Source organism: Sphaerisporangium sp. B11E5 (assembly GCF_039871875.1).
Taxonomy (GTDB): domain Bacteria; phylum Actinomycetota; class Actinomycetes; order Streptosporangiales; family Streptosporangiaceae; genus Sphaerisporangium.
Genome location: NZ_JBDPMD010000001.1, coordinates 473,228 through 491,073 on the forward strand (window position 1 = coordinate 473,228; position 17,846 = coordinate 491,073).

General features: G+C 72.9%; 14 protein-coding genes. 4 read left to right on the plus strand and 10 right to left on the minus strand.

The genetic code is table 11. The features are described 5' to 3' along the window. Positions 1–290: 290 nt before the first annotated feature. Genes ABGB17_RS01835 through ABGB17_RS01845 form a run of 3 tightly spaced genes read left to right on the plus strand, consistent with a single transcriptional unit; the run spans position 291 to position 5,027 of the window. Positions 291–1,568 carry a glycosyltransferase gene (locus tag ABGB17_RS01835; protein WP_347625908.1) on the plus strand — a complete coding sequence of 426 codons (1,278 nt, stop codon included), beginning with the start codon at positions 291–293 and terminating at the stop codon, positions 1,566–1,568. After that, entirely contained in the window at positions 1,565–2,770 is a 1,206-nt protein-coding gene (locus ABGB17_RS01840) for a glycosyltransferase family 1 protein (protein ID WP_347625909.1), read from the plus strand. The genes ABGB17_RS01835 and ABGB17_RS01840 overlap by 4 nt, the downstream gene beginning before the upstream one ends. Next, positions 2,721–5,027 carry a protein kinase gene (locus ABGB17_RS01845; protein WP_347625910.1) on the plus strand — a complete coding sequence of 769 codons (2,307 nt, stop codon included), beginning with the start codon at positions 2,721–2,723 and terminating at the stop codon, positions 5,025–5,027. Before ABGB17_RS01840 ends, ABGB17_RS01845 begins: the two co-directional genes overlap by 50 nt. A gap of 7 nt (positions 5,028–5,034) precedes the next feature. Here the strand turns inward: ABGB17_RS01845 and ABGB17_RS01850 are convergent, their stop codons facing one another. After that, positions 5,035–6,552, minus strand: a complete 1,518-nt coding sequence (locus ABGB17_RS01850) for a helix-turn-helix transcriptional regulator (RefSeq protein ID WP_347625911.1) — start codon at positions 6,550–6,552, stop codon at positions 5,035–5,037. A 278-nt stretch (positions 6,553–6,830) separates the two neighbouring features. On the opposite strand from ABGB17_RS01850, the gene ABGB17_RS01855 reads away from it, so the two are divergent. After that, positions 6,831–7,571, plus strand: a complete 741-nt coding sequence (locus tag ABGB17_RS01855; protein WP_347625912.1) for a VOC family protein — start codon at positions 6,831–6,833, stop codon at positions 7,569–7,571. 16 nt (positions 7,572–7,587) lie between these two features. Here the strand turns inward: ABGB17_RS01855 and ABGB17_RS01860 are convergent, their stop codons facing one another. The 9 genes from ABGB17_RS01860 to ABGB17_RS01900 form a co-directional block, all read right to left on the minus strand. After that, a complete protein-coding gene (locus ABGB17_RS01860; RefSeq protein WP_347625913.1) occupies positions 7,588–8,589 on the minus strand; it encodes a hypothetical protein in 1,002 nt (333 codons plus the stop codon). Positions 8,590–8,618: 29 nt separating this feature from the next. Continuing rightward, a complete protein-coding gene (locus ABGB17_RS01865) occupies positions 8,619–9,677 on the minus strand; it encodes a transporter substrate-binding domain-containing protein (RefSeq protein ID WP_347625914.1) in 1,059 nt (352 codons plus the stop codon). Positions 9,678–10,075: 398 nt separating this feature from the next. After that, positions 10,076–10,912 carry a TauD/TfdA family dioxygenase gene (locus ABGB17_RS01870; RefSeq protein ID WP_347625915.1) on the minus strand — a complete coding sequence of 279 codons (837 nt, stop codon included), beginning with the start codon at positions 10,910–10,912 and terminating at the stop codon, positions 10,076–10,078. Positions 10,913–11,221: 309 nt separating this feature from the next. After that, positions 11,222–11,986 carry a VOC family protein gene (locus ABGB17_RS01875; protein ID WP_347625916.1) on the minus strand — a complete coding sequence of 255 codons (765 nt, stop codon included), beginning with the start codon at positions 11,984–11,986 and terminating at the stop codon, positions 11,222–11,224. Between the two features lie 161 nt (positions 11,987–12,147). Then, positions 12,148–12,516 carry a hypothetical protein gene (locus tag ABGB17_RS01880; RefSeq protein ID WP_347625917.1) on the minus strand — a complete coding sequence of 123 codons (369 nt, stop codon included), beginning with the start codon at positions 12,514–12,516 and terminating at the stop codon, positions 12,148–12,150. Between the two features lie 268 nt (positions 12,517–12,784). Further along, positions 12,785–14,056 carry a lipase family protein gene (locus ABGB17_RS01885; protein WP_347625918.1) on the minus strand — a complete coding sequence of 424 codons (1,272 nt, stop codon included), beginning with the start codon at positions 14,054–14,056 and terminating at the stop codon, positions 12,785–12,787. Positions 14,057–14,161: 105 nt separating this feature from the next. Next, positions 14,162–15,598, minus strand: a complete 1,437-nt coding sequence (locus ABGB17_RS01890; RefSeq protein ID WP_347625919.1) for a HAMP domain-containing sensor histidine kinase — start codon at positions 15,596–15,598, stop codon at positions 14,162–14,164. A gap of 504 nt (positions 15,599–16,102) precedes the next feature. Continuing rightward, the gene (locus tag ABGB17_RS01895; protein WP_347625920.1) at positions 16,103–16,270 is read right to left on the minus strand and encodes a DUF3073 family protein; all 168 of its coding nucleotides are present in this window, start codon (positions 16,268–16,270) and stop codon (positions 16,103–16,105) included. Between the two features lie 101 nt (positions 16,271–16,371). After that, positions 16,372–17,805, minus strand: coding sequence for a HAMP domain-containing sensor histidine kinase (locus ABGB17_RS01900; RefSeq protein ID WP_347625921.1), 1,434 nt, complete (start codon positions 17,803–17,805; stop codon positions 16,372–16,374). Positions 17,806–17,846 lie beyond the last annotated feature (41 nt).

Below are 17,846 nucleotides of genomic sequence, written 5' to 3' on the forward strand. Positions count from 1 at the left end.
CACAATTTCCCCGCCTCGTGGTACGGCGTGACGAAACACGCTGGAAACCAGGTCGCCGGTGGATATCGGCGTCCCTTCGCGGAGCGTATTCCGGCGGGCGGTGACGGAGAACGGGGCGGCCGGCGTCCATATGATGAAAATCTCGTCTCACCCGTGTTTCCCGGCGGCGGGGCGCCGGCGGAGGCGGCGCGGACGTGTTCGGGGAACATTCGTAGGGAGGACATTCAGGGTTATTCCCGGCGTAGACCTCGAAAGCCACCATCGGCCTGGAAAGCTGATGGAGGCAGGACATGCGGATCGTGCGGGTGGCCAACTTCGTCTCGGCCTCCTCGGGCGGGCTGCGCACCGCGCTGGCCGCGCTCGGGGCGGGCTACGTGGCGGCCGGGCACGAGGTGACGCTCGTCGTGCCCGGGGCCGCCCCGTCCACGCGGGACACCCCGCAGGGACGGGTCGTCACGGTGCCGGGACCGCTGGTGCCCGGCGCGGGCGGCTACCGGCTGATCCTGGCCCGCCGGTCGCTGCGGCGGCTGCTCGCCGAGCTGGAGCCGGACCGGCTGGAGGTGTCGGACCGCACCACGCTGCGCTGGACCGGCGCCTGGGCGCGGGCGAACGGCGTGCGGTCGATGATGGTGTCCCACGAGAGCCTCTCCGGCCTGCTCCGCCTGTTCGCGCCCCCGGGGACGCCGGTGCGGCTCGCCGACCACCTCAACCGGGCCACCGCCGCCGCGTTCGACGTCGTGGCGTGCACCACCGGGTGGGCGGCCGGCGAGTTCCGGCGGCTCGGCGTGCCCAACCTGGTGCAGATCCCGCTCGGGGTGGACCTGGACGCCTTCGCGCCGGACCGGTACGACCCCGCGCTGCGGGCCCTGCTCGCCCGGCCGGACGAGACGCTGCTCGTGCACTGCGGCCGGCTGTCCCCCGAGAAGCGGGTGGAGGACTCGATCGCCGCCCTCGCCGAACTGCGCCGCCGGGGCGTGCCCGCCGTGCTCGCCGTCGCGGGGGACGGCCCGCGGCGCCGCGCCCTGGAGGCCCGCGCGTCCGGCCTGCCGGTCCGCTTCCTCGGCTACCTCTCCGACCGGGGGCTCGTGGCGCGCCTGCTGGCCACCGCGGACGTCGCGCTGGCCCCCGGCCCCGTGGAGACCTTCGGCCTCGCCGCCCTGGAGGCACTCGCCGGCGGCACCCCGGTCGTCGTCTCCCGGCACAGCGCCCTCCCTGAGGTCGTCGGCGAGGCCGGCGCCCGGGCGGACCGCGGCGGCCCGTCGTACGCCGACGCCGTGCAGGACCTCCTGATCCGCGACGAACCCGCCCGCCGTGCCCTCGCCCGCCGCCGTGCCGAGCGCTTCGGCTGGCCCGTGGCCGTGGCGGGCTTCCTGCGCGCCCACGCCGCCGAGCCCGCCCCCGCGACCGAGGCCACCGACGCCACCGACGCCACCGACGGCACCGACGCCACCGACGCCACCGACGCCACTGAGACCACCGACGCCGCCGAGGCGGCCGACTCCGTGACCAAGCCCGCCTCCGCTCCTGATCCCGCCGTCCGCCGCGTCCCCGTGAACGGGACGCCATGAGGGTCGCGATCGTCGCCGAGTCGTTCCTGCCCCGCGTCAACGGGGTGACCAACTCGGTGTGCCGGGTCCTGGAGCACCTGGCCGCGGCCGGTCACGAGGCGATCGTGGTGGCGCCCGCCCCGGGCCCCGCGTCGTACGCCGGGTTCCCCGTCCTGCTCACCCGCGGCCTGTCGCTGCCCTTCTACCCCTCCTTCGTGGTCGGGCTGCCCACCCGCCGCGTCATGGCGCTGCTGGAGGAGTTCGGCCCCGACGTCGTGCACCTCGCCTCGCCCACCGTGCTCGGGGCGTCCGGCATGAAGGCGGCCCGGCGGCTCGGCGTCCCCGTGGTCGCGGTGTTCCAGACCGACCTCGCCGGGTTCGCCCGCCGGTACGGCCTGCGGGCCGCGGGGCCGGCCATCTGGTCCTGGCTGCGCCGTGTGCACCGGCGGGCCGCGCTCACCCTGGCGCCGTCCACCGCGACGCTGCGCGAGCTCGGCAGCCGCGGCATCCCGCGGCTCGCGCTGTGGGGCCGCGGGGTGGACCTCGACCGGTTCCACCCCCGGCACCGCTCAGAACGCCTGCGCGCCCAGCTCGCCCCCGGCGGGGAGACGATCGTGGGGTACACGGGGCGGCTCGCCACCGAGAAGCGGGTGCGGCTGCTGGCCGAGCTGGCGGACCTGCCCGGGGTGCGGCTGGTCGTGGTCGGCGACGGGCCGTACTGGCACCGGCTGCGGCGCCTGCTGCCGGACGCCGTCTTCTGCGGGTTCCGCACCGGACGGGACCTGTCGCGGCTCGTCGCGTCGTTCGACGTGTTCGTGCACACCGGCCGCGACGAGACGTTCTGCCAGGCCGTGCAGGAGGCGCTGGCGTCCGGCGTGCCCGTCGTCGCCCCGGCCGCCGGCGGGCCGCTCGACCTGGTGCGCGACGGGGACAACGGGCTGCTCTACCCGGCGGACGACCCCGCCGCGATGCGCGCGGCGGTCGCCGGGCTCGCCGCCCGGCCCGCCGAGCGCGCCCGGATGGGTGAGCGGGCCCGCCGGTCGGTGCGCGAACGCGGATGGGCGGCGGTGTGCGACCAGCTCATCGGCCACTACAGGCACGCCGTCTCCCTTACGCCGTACCATCGAGAGGCCGGACCCGCGGCACCCGCCGGAACCGTTCAAGGGGTGGACCTTGCCGAGCCCTCGCCCGCTCCATCAGGGAGAGCCCGCACGGATCGGTGACTTCCGGCTGACCGGCGTGCTCGGCGAAGGCGGCCAGGGGGTGGTCTACTCCGGCCAGGCGCCGGGGGGCGCCGCCGTGGCCGTCAAGGTGCTGCACGCCCGCCTCGCCCAGGACCCCGACGCCCGCAGGCGGTTCCGGCGCGAGGCCGAGGTCGCGCGCCGCGTCGCGCCGTTCTGCACGGCCCGGGTGCTGGACGTCGGGTTCCACCACGACCGGCCGTACATCGTCAGCGAGTACGTCCACGGCCGCTCGCTCGACCTGGTGGTGCGCACCGAGGGCCCGCGCGCCGGCGGTTCGCTGGACCGGCTGGCGGTGGCCACGGCGACCGCGCTCGCCGCCATTCACCGGGCCGGCATCACCCACCGCGACTTCAAGCCGAGCAACGTCATCCTCGGCCCGGAAGGCCCCGTGGTCATCGACTTCGGCCTGTCCCGCACCCTGGACCACACCGGCAGCACCGGCCTGGTCGGCACCCCCGCCTTCATGGCCCCCGAGCAGTTCGAGGGCAAGATCGGCCAGCCCGCCGACGTGTTCAGCTGGGCCGGCACCATGGTCTACGCCGCCACCGGCCACCGCGCCTTCCCCACCGACTCCATGCCCGCCCTCATCCACGCCATCGTCCACCGGCCGCCCGACCTGACCGGTGTCCCCGCACCCCTGCGCGACATCGTGGAGACCTGCTTCGCCAAGGAGCCCGGCGACCGCCCCACCGCGGCCGCCCTGCTGCGCACCCTCACCGGCGACACCCACCCTTCGCCCGCCCCGCCCGCGACGCCCTTCTCCCCGCCGCCGGTCCTCCCGGCGTCCCCCGCCGGGCCTCCGCGGTCCCCCGGCGCCCCGGCCTCCGAGGGCCCATCGCCGGCCGGGGCCCGCGCCGGCTCCGCGCCGCATTCCGGCGTCCCTCGCCCTTCGCTTCCCCCCGCGGCCGCGCCGTCCCCGGGCCTGCCCACGCCGCCAGGGCCCACCACGCCGCTGCCGGAGTCAGCGGGCGGACCCGGCGCGCGTACGGTGCCGTCGGCCCGGGCGCCGGGCGGGGGCACGACGCCCGTGGCCGTGGAGGGCCGGAGGCGGGTGCCGCTGCGGGCGGTCCTGCTTCCGGTGGCGGCGGTGCTGGTGGCGGCCGCGGTGGTGGTGCCGCTGCTGCGGGAGCGGGACGGGACGGCGGGGCCCACGCCGCGGGTGACCACGTCCCTCGACGGCACGCCGGCGCCCACGGCGGGAGGGCCCACGGCCGGCGGGACGGCGCCCACCGTGGGGGGCACGGCGGCCGTCACGACGCCGCGGGAGTACGGCTCGCTGGCGTACGCGCCGATCGTGGAGCACGGCAACGACATCAGGAGCGCGGCCACCGGCATGGTGAACGGCCGCGCCACGCTCGTCACCGGCTCCGACGACGAGACGGCCCGCATCTTCGACCTCACCACGGGACGGGAGCTCACCACGCCGCTGACCGGGCACACCGAGTGGGTGCGGTCGGTGGCGATCGGCGACCTCGACGGCACCCCGGTCGTGGTCACCGCCTCGGACGACGGCACGGCCCGCGTCTGGGACCCGCGCACCGGACGTCAGCGCGGCAAGGCGTTCACCGGCCACGACGGCAACGTCAAGGCCGTCGCGACCGGCGTGCTCGACGGCATTCCCGTCGCGGTCTCGGCCGGCGCCGACGAGACCGCCCGCGTGTGGAGCCTCAGCGACGCCACGGCGTACGGCGCGCCGCTGACCGGCCACAAGGGCACCGTCTGGGCCGTCGCCCTCGGAGACCTCGACGGCGTCCCCATCGCCGTCACCACCGGCGACGACGGCACCGTGCGGCTGTGGGACCTGCGCACCAGGAAACAGCTCGGCCGCGCCCTGGCCGGGCACAAGGGCTGGGTGCGCTCGGTGGCACTCGGCGCCGTGGACGGCACCCCCGTCGCCGTCACCGGCGGCGAGGACCGCACCGTCCGCGTCTGGGACCTGCGCGCCATGAAGCAACGGGGCCGGGCCCTGACCGGCCACACCGGCTGGGTCTGGTCGGTGGTCTTCGGCACCGTCGGCGGCATCCCCGTCGTCCTGTCCGGCAGCGAGGACAGGACCGCCCGTCTCTGGGACGTCCGCACCGGCCGCCCGATCGGCGCCGTGCTGTCCGGCCACACCGACTGCATCTGGAGCGTCGCCTTCGGCGCCGTCGCCGGCGCCCCGGTCGCCGTCACCGGGAGCAGGGACGAGTCCATCCGCGTCACGAACCTCGGCCCGCCCTACCCGCGGGCCTCCTGACGCCCGGTCACGCCGAGCGGGCCTCCACCGCGGCGGGCAGGGGACGGAAACCGAGGGCACGGGCCCGGATGGCGGCCTCGCGGCGGCTGCGGACGCCGAGCTTGCCGAGGACGGCGGCCACATGGTGGTCCACGGTGCGTACCGAGAGGACCAGCCGTTCGGCGATCTCGGCGTTGGTGAGGTGCTCGGTGAGCAGGGCCAGCACCGTCGCCTGCCGGTCGGTGAGCCCGGCCGGGTGGACCGGACGGCGGCGGGCCGCGGACCCCGTCAGCGTGGCGCGGCGCCGTACGGCGAGGCGGGCCGCGGCGGACGCGCCGAGACGGTCGAAGATCACGATGGCCTGGTCCACCTGGGCCACGCCGGCGCCGAGCGCGAGCTCCGCGGCCTGCTCGTAGGGGTCCCCGGCCGCCGCCCACAGGTCCGCCGCCGCGGGCCGGTCGCCCCGGATCCCGGCCTCGTGGGCGGGCGGGCACCCCGTGAACGGCTCGGCCGCCAGCCCCGCACGCGTCAGCGACAGCAGCAGTTCCGCGCGGTACGGCGCCGCCCCCGGCCGGGTCAGCCGGGGGAGCAGCGCGTCGGCCACCTCCTGCACGACGCCGGGCAGCCCGTTCAGCCGGCCCCACTCCGCGTACGCCAGCCCCGCGTGGACGCACGGCACGAGGACCCGCCCGCGCCGCGCCGTCTCCCACGTCCGCGCCAGCGCCGTCCCGGCCCCCGAGTGGCCGCGCCGCGCCGCCAGCCGCCAGTGCCAGGCCCCTGCCAGCAGCGCGGCCGTCCCCGCCCGGCCCGCCACCGCCGCGGTACACGGTTCGCCCGCGGCGCGAAGGTCCCTCTCGGCGGCGGGCCAGTCGCGGGAACGCGCGCGGGACACGCCGGAAAGCACCCGAAGGGTGTGCGCGTGGGCGAGGAACCCGTGGCGCTCGGCGTGCGGGAGGCCGTCGCGCAGAAGGTCCTCCAGTTCCGCGCGGCGGCCGAACCTCAGCAGCGACTCGGCCAGCAGCGCGTGGCCCGCCGCGGCGGCCTCGTGGCGGCGGGCGTCCACGGCCCCGGTGACGGCGGCGCGCAGCGCGGGGAAGGCGTCCTCGCCGTCGATCTCCGCCCGCGCGGCGGCCAGGTGCACCGAGCACAACGCGGCCGGCTCGTCGTCCCCGGCCCGCGCGGCGGCCTCCGCCAGCAGCCGCACCGCCGCCTCGTGCTCGCCGACCGCGGCCTCGATGAGGCCCCGCGCGAGGAGCACCCGCGCGTGGACGTCCCGGCCGGCCAGGGCCGGCGTCAGGCGGGACGCCTCCTCGGCGGCGGCCTCCGCGGCGCCGGTGCGTCCCGCGGCGAGCAGATGGCGCGACAGCAGGGCGAGGCAGGTCGCGAGGCCCGTGGGGTCGCCGAGGTGCCGGTACGCTTCCGCCGCCTGCCAGGCCGCGGTGACGGCTTCGGCGGGACGGTCGGCGTGGTGCAGCTCCACGCCGTAGCGGTCCAGCACCCCGGCGCGCTCCCGGGGGGAAAGTTCCTGCAGACGCGGTCGGACCATGTCGAACAGCATCAAAGCACCACGCGGCCCCGCCTCCCGGGCCGCAGCCGCCAGGACGCTCTCCCGCTCCACCGAGTCCACGGTGCGCGCAGGTGCAGAAGCGAACATCTCGACGTTCCCCCTCAGCGCCTACGGCGCCGCCGGATGCGAACCTTCCCCATGCATTGGACCCCCGCCCACCGAATCCTTCCGCGCACAAATACACACAACGCCCGGCGACTTCGGCGCGATCAGGGAGTCAGCGCGTCGTCGCGGATCGGGTGCATAGGATCGCCGGCATGGCGGTGCGACCTGTTCAGGTGAACATGAAGGCTCTTGACGGCTCGGCGGTCGGGCGGTTCTGGGCGGAGGCGCTCGGCTGGAGTGCGTACAGCCCCGGCGTGACCACCTACGTCGCACCCGCCGGCGGCCTCGTGTGGCCGGACCCGGTCGCCGTGTGCGTCGACGTCGTTCCCGTCCCGGAAGCCAAGGCGCCGGCGAAGAACCGTGTGCACCTCGATCTCGCCACCACCTCCGCGGCCCATCAGGCGGAACTGGCCGCACGCCTTCAGGCTCTCGGTGCGAAGCCCGCCGACGTGGGCCAGGGCGAGGTGCCGTGGACGGTGCTGGCCGATCCGGAGGGCAACGAGTTCTGCGTGCTGGAGCCTCGGGAGATCTACCGGGACACCGGGCCGATCGCCCGGGTGGTGGTCGACTGCGCGGATCCGCGGGCCATGGCACGGTTCTGGGGGGAGGCGATGGACTGGACCCTGCATGAGGTGATCGACGCCCGTGCGGTGTTGCGCTCCGCCAAGGCCGCCGGCCCGTATCTGGAGTTCATCCGCACACCCGGCGTGAAGACCGTGCCGGACCGCGTCCACCTCGACCTGCTGCCCTGCCCGGGTGACGGCAAAGCAGCCGAGGTGGCCCGGCTGCGGGCCCTCGGCGCCACTGACCTCGACCTCGGCCAGGGCGACGTCCCGTGGACGTGCCTGGCCGACCCGGAAGGCCACGAGTTCTGCGTCCTCGCCCCGTCCTGACGCGGGCGGGGACGACTCAGGAGGGAGTGCCGGTGGTGCGTCTTCCCAGGCAGCGGGAGTCCACCGGCGTGTACGGCTTGCTGGGAGCCATCCAGCTCAGCAGTGTGCGCTCGACGTGCCAGCCGCGCACCTCGACGGAGCTGTAAGGGGGTTGCCGGGAACCCGGGCACAGCGTCTTGGACCGCAACTGAGCGTTGGGCACGAACTGCACGTCTCCGTGGCTGTCGATCATCGTGGTCATCGTGTCGTCGACGGAGATCACCTGCCCGATCAACACCGTGGGGCCGGTCCTGTCCTGAGGGTCACCGATCTCGAGCGCGACGGTCGGGAGCACCGGAGCATTGAGAAAACTCGCGCTTATCAGCAACGGCGCGAGCAGTGCTCCGGCGATCCCCGTCACATGCGCCACCGGCCGTGCCGTCCGGGCGGGGATCGGGCCGTTCAGCAGGGGGGCCAGGACGAGCGGCAGCAGTATCGTCAGCCCCAGCAGCGCCTCCCCCTGCGTGAAGGCGTCGATGACGGCGGGGCCGAACCAGAACAGCGCCACCGCCGCCACGGTCAGCGGCAAGGTCACACAGACGTGCCGGACCAGCACCGGACGGTCGCCTCGCCGGGCCCTCACCTCAAGACCCACGATCGACAGCACGAGCATGGAGAGGGCGGGCAGGAATCGCAGTTGCCAGACCAGAGCGGCCGTCACCACGGCGAGCACCACCGTCCAGAGGGGGATCCGCGTGCTCACCCGTACCACCCATGAATCGGAGCCGTCCTCCACGCTGGCCCGTATCAGGGCACCGAGCGCCCGGCCGACAAGGATCACCACGGGGATGCCCCATATCAAGGTGATGATCAAAGTGCTGATCAGCCCGAGAGGGCTGACGGACTGCACCAGCACCAGCATCGTCGGCAGGTCCTGCCGGCCGAGGTACCACAACCGGAGGATGAGGAGAGCGAGGGGGAACCCGGGGAGCGCGGCCAGCAGCCACTGGTTACCGCCCCCTTCCCGGTGATCCGCCACCTCTCACCTCCGGGCGCATGATATGTGGGTCACAAGGGACAGTGGTCGGTCGGCAACAGTTCCCGCTCCTCCCACGGCCATTCACGGACCGCCACCTTGGGGACGCAGGGTTGCTCGGCGATGGCGATCTGCTGGAGCCCTGCGGACTTCTGGGCAGGATTCAGATGCGTTTCGAATGCTTCTTCCCAGGTACGGTCGTTGGGATCGTGGAGTGACTCGTACAGCGAAAGATTCACCAGCGCGGTGAGGGCGCTGTTCTCTCCGGTGTTGACGCCGTAGAGTTCGTCCTCGGCCAGGCCGATGTCATGGAGTTCGAAAAGCTCGGACTCCTTGTGCACGAATCCCGCCAGGATGGCCGCGTCCGAGGCCACCGCTTCGAACGTGCCGTCGCGCAGACCGTCCACGCAGTTGCGGGCGCTGTTGCGGCTCGTCAGGAGGACGCCGGCCTTCGCCGCGACGCTTTCATTGGTCGAGGTGGCGGTGGTGCACACGACCTTGTCCTGGAAGTCGGCCACGGACTGCGCGTCGAGGTACTCACCCTTGCGTGTCATGATTGTCTGCTCGGTGCGCAGGTAGGGGGCGGAAAAGCTGACGCCGGGCTGCTTCTCCCGTTCCGGGGTGATGCTGTATGTGGCGATGACCAGATCAACCGTGACGAAGGTCCCGTCCGACCGGCGTGCCTGCCTGCGGGCGCGGTCCTCGGTCTCGATGGCCACGAACTCCACCTGGTCATGGAGGAAACCCAGATCGGCGGCGATCATGTAGGAGATGTCGATGTCGAAGCCTTCGTACACCTTGGTGTCGGGGTTGAGAAGCGCCATTCCCGGGTGATCGTTCTTCACCCCGATCACGAGGTGTTTCTTTCCGGTCAACCCCGCCTGCTCAAGAAGATCATCTCGTGACGGTGCGCCTCGCCATTGCACCGTCACCGTGACCACGGCCGCGGCGATGATCAGCACAATGGCGAGAGCGGCGAGTCTCAGCACGCGTAATCCGCCGGAGCCCGGCAGGAGCCGGCGAAGTCCGCCGCGTCCCCTGCCGCCTGATGACCGGTTCGTCATGCCGGTGCTTTCCTCGACACGTGCCACCTAGGTAACTCACCGATAGTGACATATGTGACAAAACAACCATTTGGGGTATAAGGATTTCCCAACCGCGTGCAGGTCATGTGTTTGATCGGCATCACCGGGCAGCCCCTTGCCTTGAAACGTGAAAACCATATCAAACTCCACGATGTGGTAATAGGCCGATTAATGCGTCGGTATCGGCGGCCGAGCAGTTCCCCGGCCGTGCCGACGATCTCTGTCGACTCGTGGAAGCCACGATGGAAGTGGCAGGCTTATTCGATATTCAGCGACCGGCGACCAGGATTCAGCGACCGGTGACCAGGCGCGAACGGCTGCCTCACAAAGACTCCGGCGCGCGCGTGAACTCCGTCATGATCGCGGCGCGTGGAGCCCACACGATCGGAACGCCGTGGACGCCGTCAGACCGGGACGCCCGCCTCGGGAGGCCCGCCCGCGGTGGTGGTCCGGTACAAGATCCGCGCAACGCCCGGCTCCAGCGCTCCGGCCCGGTGCATCACCCGGCAGTTGTCCCAGATCACCACGTCCCCCACCCGCCACGCGTGCCGGTAGAGCAACTCCTCCTTGGTGGCGTGGGCATGAAGGTCCTCCACCGAGATGTCCACCGGGGTGCCGTCCTCCGGTTCGATCCGCGCCAGGCACAACTCGCTGAGGTAGAAGGCCGCGGTGCCGGACTCGGGGTGCGCCCGGATCACCGGATGGCGGACCGGCGGGTACAGGCGCGCGTAGTCCGGCTGGACCGGGGCGTTGTGGATCGCCGCGCGCATGTGGGCCAGCTTGTCGTAGGAGTGCACGCCCATCGCCCCGCGCAGCATCCGCTTCCACGCCTCCGGCGCGCTCCGGCAGGCCCCGGCCATGTCGGCGAACAACGTCTCGCTTCCCGACGACGGGATCACCTGCCCCGACAAGACGGTGTAGCGCGTCGGTTCGGGCAGGAACGACCGGTCGGAATGCCAGCACTGGTTCCCCACCACCGGCGTGGTGCCGGAGTTGTCCACGACCATGACGTCGGTGCTGTCGGGATGGTGGTTGCGCATGTCCGAGGCCGGCTCCAACGGCCCCAGCAGCCTGGTGAAGGCCGCCTGCTCCAGGGCGGAAAGCCCCTGATCTCCCCGGATGACGACGACAGCGTGCGTACGCAACGCCTCACGGACGCGTGCCACGACCTCGTCGGCGTCCAGCGGCATGCCCCGCGGCCTCACCTCGGCCACGAACCCGGCCCGTACTGTGGAGATCATTGCCGCGATCATGCGTCTTCCCTTCCTCTGCTTGCCTGGCGCACAGCGGAAGAACAAACGCAACGTACCCCCGGCCGGAAACGGGCTCAAGGGGCCTCGCTCCCCGGGGACTGTACGGGGGGTCCGGGCTGGATGCCGATGGGCGTGCCGCCGGCCCATGGTGAGGCGAGTCGATTTTCATTCGACGCTTGTCGGCGAAAACAGCGTCCAGCCGTCGTGGCCGCGATCGTCCCCCTGCTCTCATCGGGGGGACGGCCGTGCACTTCCGGGCAGGTGTCCGGAAGCGCACGGGACGGAGCGAGCGGGCGGTCAGGCGTCGGCGCTGGTGATGACGGCGAAGCGGGCGCCCTGGGGGTCGGTCAGTTCCGCGAAGCGGCCTACGCCTTCGGCGCCCATCACGGGGGAGAGGACGCGGCCGCCGAGTTCCTCGGCGCGGGCCAGGGTGGCGTCGCAGTCGGTGACCTCGAAGTAGGGGAGCCAGTGGGGGGTGTCGCCGGGCTGGAGGGGCATGATGCCGCCCAGGCCGGGGTGCTGGGCGTCGGCGGTGGAGGCGACGATGTAGGTCATCTCGCCGAAGGGCATGTCCTCGAAGGTCCAGCCGAACACGTCGCGGTAGAAGGGACGCGCGTCGTCGGGTACCGGGACGTACAGCTCGACCCAGGCGAGGGAGCCGGGGACGGTGACGAGGTCCAGGCCGACGGTGCCGCCGGGCTGCCACACCGAGAAGCCGGCGCCGCCGTTGTCGGCGCACGAGGCCATGCGGCCCGCGCCGAACACGTCGAAGGCGGGGACGCGCAGCGTGCCGCCCGCCTGCTCGACGGCCTTGCCGGTCGCCTCGGCGTCAGGCGTCATGAAGTAGACGGTCCACGCCGGGGCCCGGCCGTCGTCGGTGGGCCCGAGGGCGGCGACGGTCTTCCCGTCGAGCTGGAAGAAGCCGTACCCCCCGGCCTCGGGGCCGGCGGACCGGAACTCCCACCCGAGCAGGGAGCCGTAGAACACGGCGGCGGCCTCGACGTCGGTGGTGCTGATGTCGATCCAGTTGGGCGCGCCCGGAACGAAATCGGTCGTGAGCATGAGGGCTCCTCGGGAGGCGTACTAGGTGTGAGGTCCGGCGGGGTTCCCCGCCTGACGCTGCACGCCAGACTCCCAGGCGCCACCGACAATTTCCGGCCCCCGCCCGCCCCCCGCGTCACGAAGCCCTCACCACGGATGGGGGAGGCGGGACGGGGCGGAGGTCAGGAGGACGGCCCGGTGACGATGAGGGGGCCGGGTCTCACGCTCAGGCTGTAGGTGCCGGTCAGGGTGCGCTCGCGGGTGGCGCCGGGGCGGACCCGGGTGGCGGCGCGAAGGAGGCCGCGTTTGCAGCCGGGGCCGGAGTAGAGGACCACGTCGGCGTCGGTCTTGTTGATCAGGGCCGTGCGGGTCAGGAGGGAGAACTCCGGGAGCTCGTAGCAGCCGTGTTTGGGGTTGGTGAACTGGGCGATCATCAAACCGTCCGACTGCAGGACGAGTGTGCCGGTGGCGGCGGTGGCGGGCGGGGTGGCCGCGATCATCAGGGGGGTGGTGGCGAGTAGGAGCCCCAGGCTGGTCAGGGCGCGTCGCATGCTTCCTCCTCAGGCGCGGGATCGTCGATCTCCCTCATCGTAACGGAGAGTGATCAATCGGTCACCGAGGCGCGCACACGGAGAGGCCCCGGCTCCGCCGTGGAAGGCGGTGCCGGGGCCCCTGGCGCGAGATCGTGCGGCCCGGACGGGCGTGTCGCTCACCCTCCGGAGATCGGGCGTGTCGCGCGCCCTCCGGGTGGTCCGGGCCTGTCACGCGCCCCCGATGCGCCGGGCGGGCGCGTCGCCGTACCGCCCGCCCGGCGCGGGTTCAGTCGCCGAACTCGTCGCGCACGCCGGGCGGGGTCAGCGCGGAGACGTAGTGCTGCGGCATGTGGTCGTCGATGGAGTACACGGCGGGCAGCGAGCGGGTCGCCCGCAGGCGGCGCGCCACGTACGCCACCGCCGCCATGGGGATGCCGCCGAGGCTCGGCATCTGCTGCGCCGTGTGCCGCCGGTCCTCCCAGCGCCCCTTGCGGACGATCCCGGCGCAGCGGGCCGGGGCCAGCATGCCGAGCAGCTCGTTGCGCAGGTGCGGGACGCGGTAGTGCCGCTCGCGGCCGAAGTGCCGGAACGGCCCGTTGGAGGTGGACGGCAGGTGCGGGACCACGTCGCAGTCGTAGATGTGCCTGATGACCCGGTCGCGCAGGAACTCGTCGGTCTGGCACGCCTCCGCGAACGCCGGGTCACCGAACATCGGCTGCCCGTAGGTGTACACCGCCTTGATCCGGTCGCCGATCGCCTCGCGGTACTTGCGCTCGTGCCGCATCATCACGGCCATCAGCGCCGCCATGGCGCCGCCCATGCTGTGCCCGGTGACGTACAGCGCCTCGACGCCGCCGTCGGCGCCGGGGTGGTCCGTGCCGTCGCCCCGGTCCGGGCGGTCCCCGACGGCCTGGCGCAGCGCGTTGACGACCTCGTACCGGGTGGCCCGCACGTTGCGGTACACCCCGGCGTGCACCGTGGCGCACGGGTCGCCGACCTGGTATCCGATCCGCTCGGGCTCGACGTCGATGTTGCTGATCCAGTTGATGAAGTCCAGCGGGTCGGTCCCCCGGTAGCACAGGATCGCGGCCCGGCCGTTCGCGCCGCGGACCACGAAGGCGGTGGAGCGGATCAGCATGGCGTCCACCGACGCCCGCACCATCTGGACCCGGTTGTCCTCCAGGCCCATCCTCGCCATGATCATGGAAAGCGTGCGGGGGTCGGAGTAGGCGTAGGCCGAGCACACCGCCATGACGTGCGCGATCACGGGGTCGGGATGCTCGGTGGCCTGAGCGAGCCGGTCCTCCAGGTTCTTGTAGACCGGGAATCCTGCCGTCTCACGGTGCCCGTACGGCCGCATCTCCTCGTACGACGGCGCCTTCGCCACCCGGGCCCAGCGGCCCTCGGTCTCCAGGGCGTCGCGGAGCCGCTCCTCCCATTCGGTGGCCGGGTACTCCCCGGCCTTTCTCGTCCCCTCGATGACCTTCCCGACACCTGCCGGCGCCGGGACGGTCTTCTCCGCCTGGCGGTTGTTCCGCGTCGTCTCGACACTGGCCACGACATACCTCGTTTCGGTCGCCCCCGTCTGCCTGCTCGATTTCCGGAGGGTCCCGCCATGAATCCCATGTCCGCGCAAACAGATCACCAGACCCGCCGCGGGCCGTCACCGGACGCGTGCCGAGGCCACCGTGGGGACGGGCCCGTCGGACGGGGCGAGGGGGAGGCGCAGCAGGAAGCGGGCGCCGCCGGCGCACGAGGCGCCGGCCGTGATGGTGCCGCCGTGGGCGCGGGCGATGTCGCGGACCAGGGCGAGGCCGAGGCCGGTGCCGCCCCGGTCGCGGCTGCGGGAGGCGTCCAGCCGGGTGAACCGCTCGAAGATGCGCTCCCGGTCGGCCTCCGCGACGCCGTCGCCGTCGTCGTCCACGCTGAGCTCGGCGAAGTCCCCGGCACGCCGCACCTCGACCAGCACGAGACCCCTGGCGTGGCGCTGCGCGTTGTCCAGCAGGTTGGTGAGGGCGCGGGAGATCTGCGTCTCCACGGCGTTCACCAGCACGCCGGGGGTGAGCCGCACCTGCACGGGGAGCCGGTCGTCGCGCCGCCGGACCTCCAGGCGGACGGCCTCGGCGAGGTCCACCTCGGTCATCGCGGCGGGGGCGCCCGCGCCGATCTTGGCGAGCAGGAGCAGGTCGGTGATGATGGCCTGGAGCCGGTCGGTGTCGCGCAGGGTGCGGGTCAGCAGGTCGCGGAGGTCGGTCTCGTCGGGGTGGAGCATGGCCTCCTCCAGCTGGGCGCGCAGCCCGGCGACCGGGGTGCGCAGTTCGTGCGAGGCGTCGGAGGCGAACCGCCGCTGCTGGGTCAGCGCCAGCTCCATCCGCTCCTTGGCGTTCTCCAGGCGTTCCAGCGTGCCGTTCACGGTGCGGGCGAGCCGGGCCACCTCGTCGTCGCCGGGCGGCTCGGGGACGCGGGTGCTGAGATTGCCGACGTTGGTGGTGGCCAGTTCGGCGCGGATGGCCTCCACCGGGCGCAGGGTACGGCCGGTGATCTTCCAGGCCGCCCAGACGGCCAGGGAGATCAGCACGACGACCTGGACGGCGAACAGCGCGTCGAACACGCCGGTCGAGGTGAGCCTGCGCACCGGACCGCCGGCGTACACCACGGTGGAGTCGGCGGCGTCCGACACCCGCAGCGCCGACAGCCGGATGCAGCCGAGGCGGCGCTGGTCGCAGGTCTGCACGTCGCTCTGCGGGGCCTGAGGCGTCGGCCACACGTCGGTCAGCGGCGGCAGTCCCTTGGCGGCGGGGGAGGCGGCGATGACGCGGGGCCCGGGGGCCACGATCTGGATCAGTTCGGCGCCCGCCACGGAGGGCATGATCTCGCCGCTCTCCAGCCGCCCGGCGCGGTCCGCGGCCGCCACCACGTCGGCGGCGTGCCGCGCGTCCAGCCAACCGGCGTCGGCGAGCTGCTTGCGCGCGACCATGCCGGCCAGCAGCCCCGACGGCACCAGCAGCAACATCGCCAGCACCGCCACCAGGGTTGTGACCCGCCCGCGTATCGACCGCGGCCGCAACCGGCGTCCCAGCCGGCGAACCCGCTCACGCACGTCCTGCTCCTCCTCTCAGCCCGCTCGCCGGCCGACTGATGACTCAAGGGGGGTGCGCAATTCGATCTGACCGCCGCGGCGAGAAGGGCACACGGCGATTTCCGTACCGTCCCGGCGTGTCACCGGGACGGAGGGCTTCCCGCCGGCCGGGACCCGGCACGGGGGCTGAGAGTGATGCGGCGCGTCACCGCGCCGAGATCGCCCCGCGCGTGGCACAAAGCGGCTCGCGTGCGCAAAGCCATGCTTTGGGCTGGTCGCCTAGGGCAAAAACTACCCTAGCAGATACCCCAAAATGGTGCAAACCAGACAAAAGGAACCCTGTGGGCGGGCTGCTCATGGCAAAACCTGCCCACGGTCCTGAGTGGTCACAGTGCGCGGCAGGCGTTCCCATCGGAACGTTCACTGACCGGTGGGGCCGTGAGGTCGTCTCGGCGTGGAGGAACGGCCGGGGGGCTGTGACGGGATCGGCTGAAAGGTTCAGCGTCCACGGGTGGGACGCGGGTGTCAGCGATCGGGATGGGACTCGTGGCGTGGGTCGAGTTCGTCGTCCACCCGGTGATCGGTGGACGTGGTCAGCTCCTCGCGCAACCGTTCGAGATCGAGGTCGTGGCTGCTGTACTTGAGCTGACGGGCCACTTTCGCCTGCTTCGCCTTGGCGCGGCCTCGCCCCATCCTCGCTCCTCTCCCGCCGGGCCGCGCCCACGCGGCCGGGCTCCGGTCCCCTCGCCATGACGATCGAAGAATTTGCGGGTTTGCCACATTGTAAAGCGCGATCAGCCGTTAACGGGGGAGGATCGCCCGTCCGTTCGGCATCCCTCCACGGTGGACCGTCGTTCCGGCGCGGCGAGGGGGAGCCGAAGGATCAGCCGGGCGCCGCCGAGGGGGGACGCGCAGGCCTCGATGGTGCCGTTGTGTGCCTCGGCGATGTCGCGGGCGATGGCGAGGCCGAGGCCCGTGCCGCCCCGGTCGCGGCTGCGGGCCGAGTCGAGCCGCGTGAACCGTTCGAACACCCGCTCCCGGTCGACCTCGGCGATGCCGTCGCCGTCGTCGTCCACCACCAGCTCGGCATGGTTCCCCCGGCGGCGGACCTCGACCAGCACGGTGCTCTTGGCGTGCCGCTGGGCGTTGTCCAGCAGGTTGGTGACGACCCGGCCGATCTGCGTGTGCACGGCGTCGATCGTGACCCCGGGCATCAGCGCGAGCCGCACCCCGGGCCGTCCGTCGTGCCGGTCCAGCTCCGCCCGCACGATGGCCGACAGGTCGGCCTGTTCCCGCAGCTCGGGGCTGGAGGCCCCGACCCGGGCGAGCAGCAGCAGGTCGGTGATGATGGCCTGCAGCCGGTCCACGTCCCGCAGCGTCAGGGACAGCAGTTCGTCGAGGTCGGTCTCCTCGGGGTGGAGCTGCGCCTCCTCCAACTGGGCCCGGATGCCCGCCACGGGGGTGCGCAGCTCGTGGGAGGCGTCGGCGGCGAACCGCCGCTGCTGGTTGAGCGCGTGCTCGGTGCGCAGCCGCGCGGCCTCCAGCCGCGCGAGCGTGCTGTTGATGGTGCGTGCCAGCCGGGCGATCTCGTCGTCCCCCTCGGGTTCGGGTACGCGGCTGCTCAGGTCGTTGACGTTGATGGCGGCGAGCTCGGCGCGGATGGCCTCCACCGGCCGCAGTGTGCGCCCGGTGACCTTCCAGGTGGTCGCGACGGCCAGGAAGATGAGCACGGTTCCCTGGGTGGCGAACAGCGAGTCGATGGCACTGGTGGAGGTGTCCGACACCGCGGGTCTCCCTGCGTAGACGACATCGGAATCCGGGGCGGCGGTGACCCGCTGCGCGGACAGGCGCACGCACCCGACCCGGGTGCCTGTGCAGGTCCACACGTCGCGCTGGGGGTCGGCGGCGCTGGGGAACACCTTGCCGAGCGGCGGAAGGCCCTTGGTGGACGGGCTGGCCGCGACCACGCGTCCGCTCGCGCTGACCACCTGGACGAGTTCGATGCCGGGGACGGTGGGCCTGACGGTCTCGGTGAGCCGGTGGAGGCGGTCGGCGGCCGCGGTGAGGGACGCCTGCTGCCGCGCGTCGAGCCACACGGCGTTGGTGACGGACTGGCGTGCGATGATGCCCGCGAGAATGCCCGAGGGGACGAGCAGCAGGATGGCGAGGAGGCTCACCAGCAGGGTGACGCGGCCGCGGATCGACCGCGGCCGCCATCGCAAGGGCACCGGACATCGTCCGCCGCGTGCGGATTGGCTCTCCGTCATCT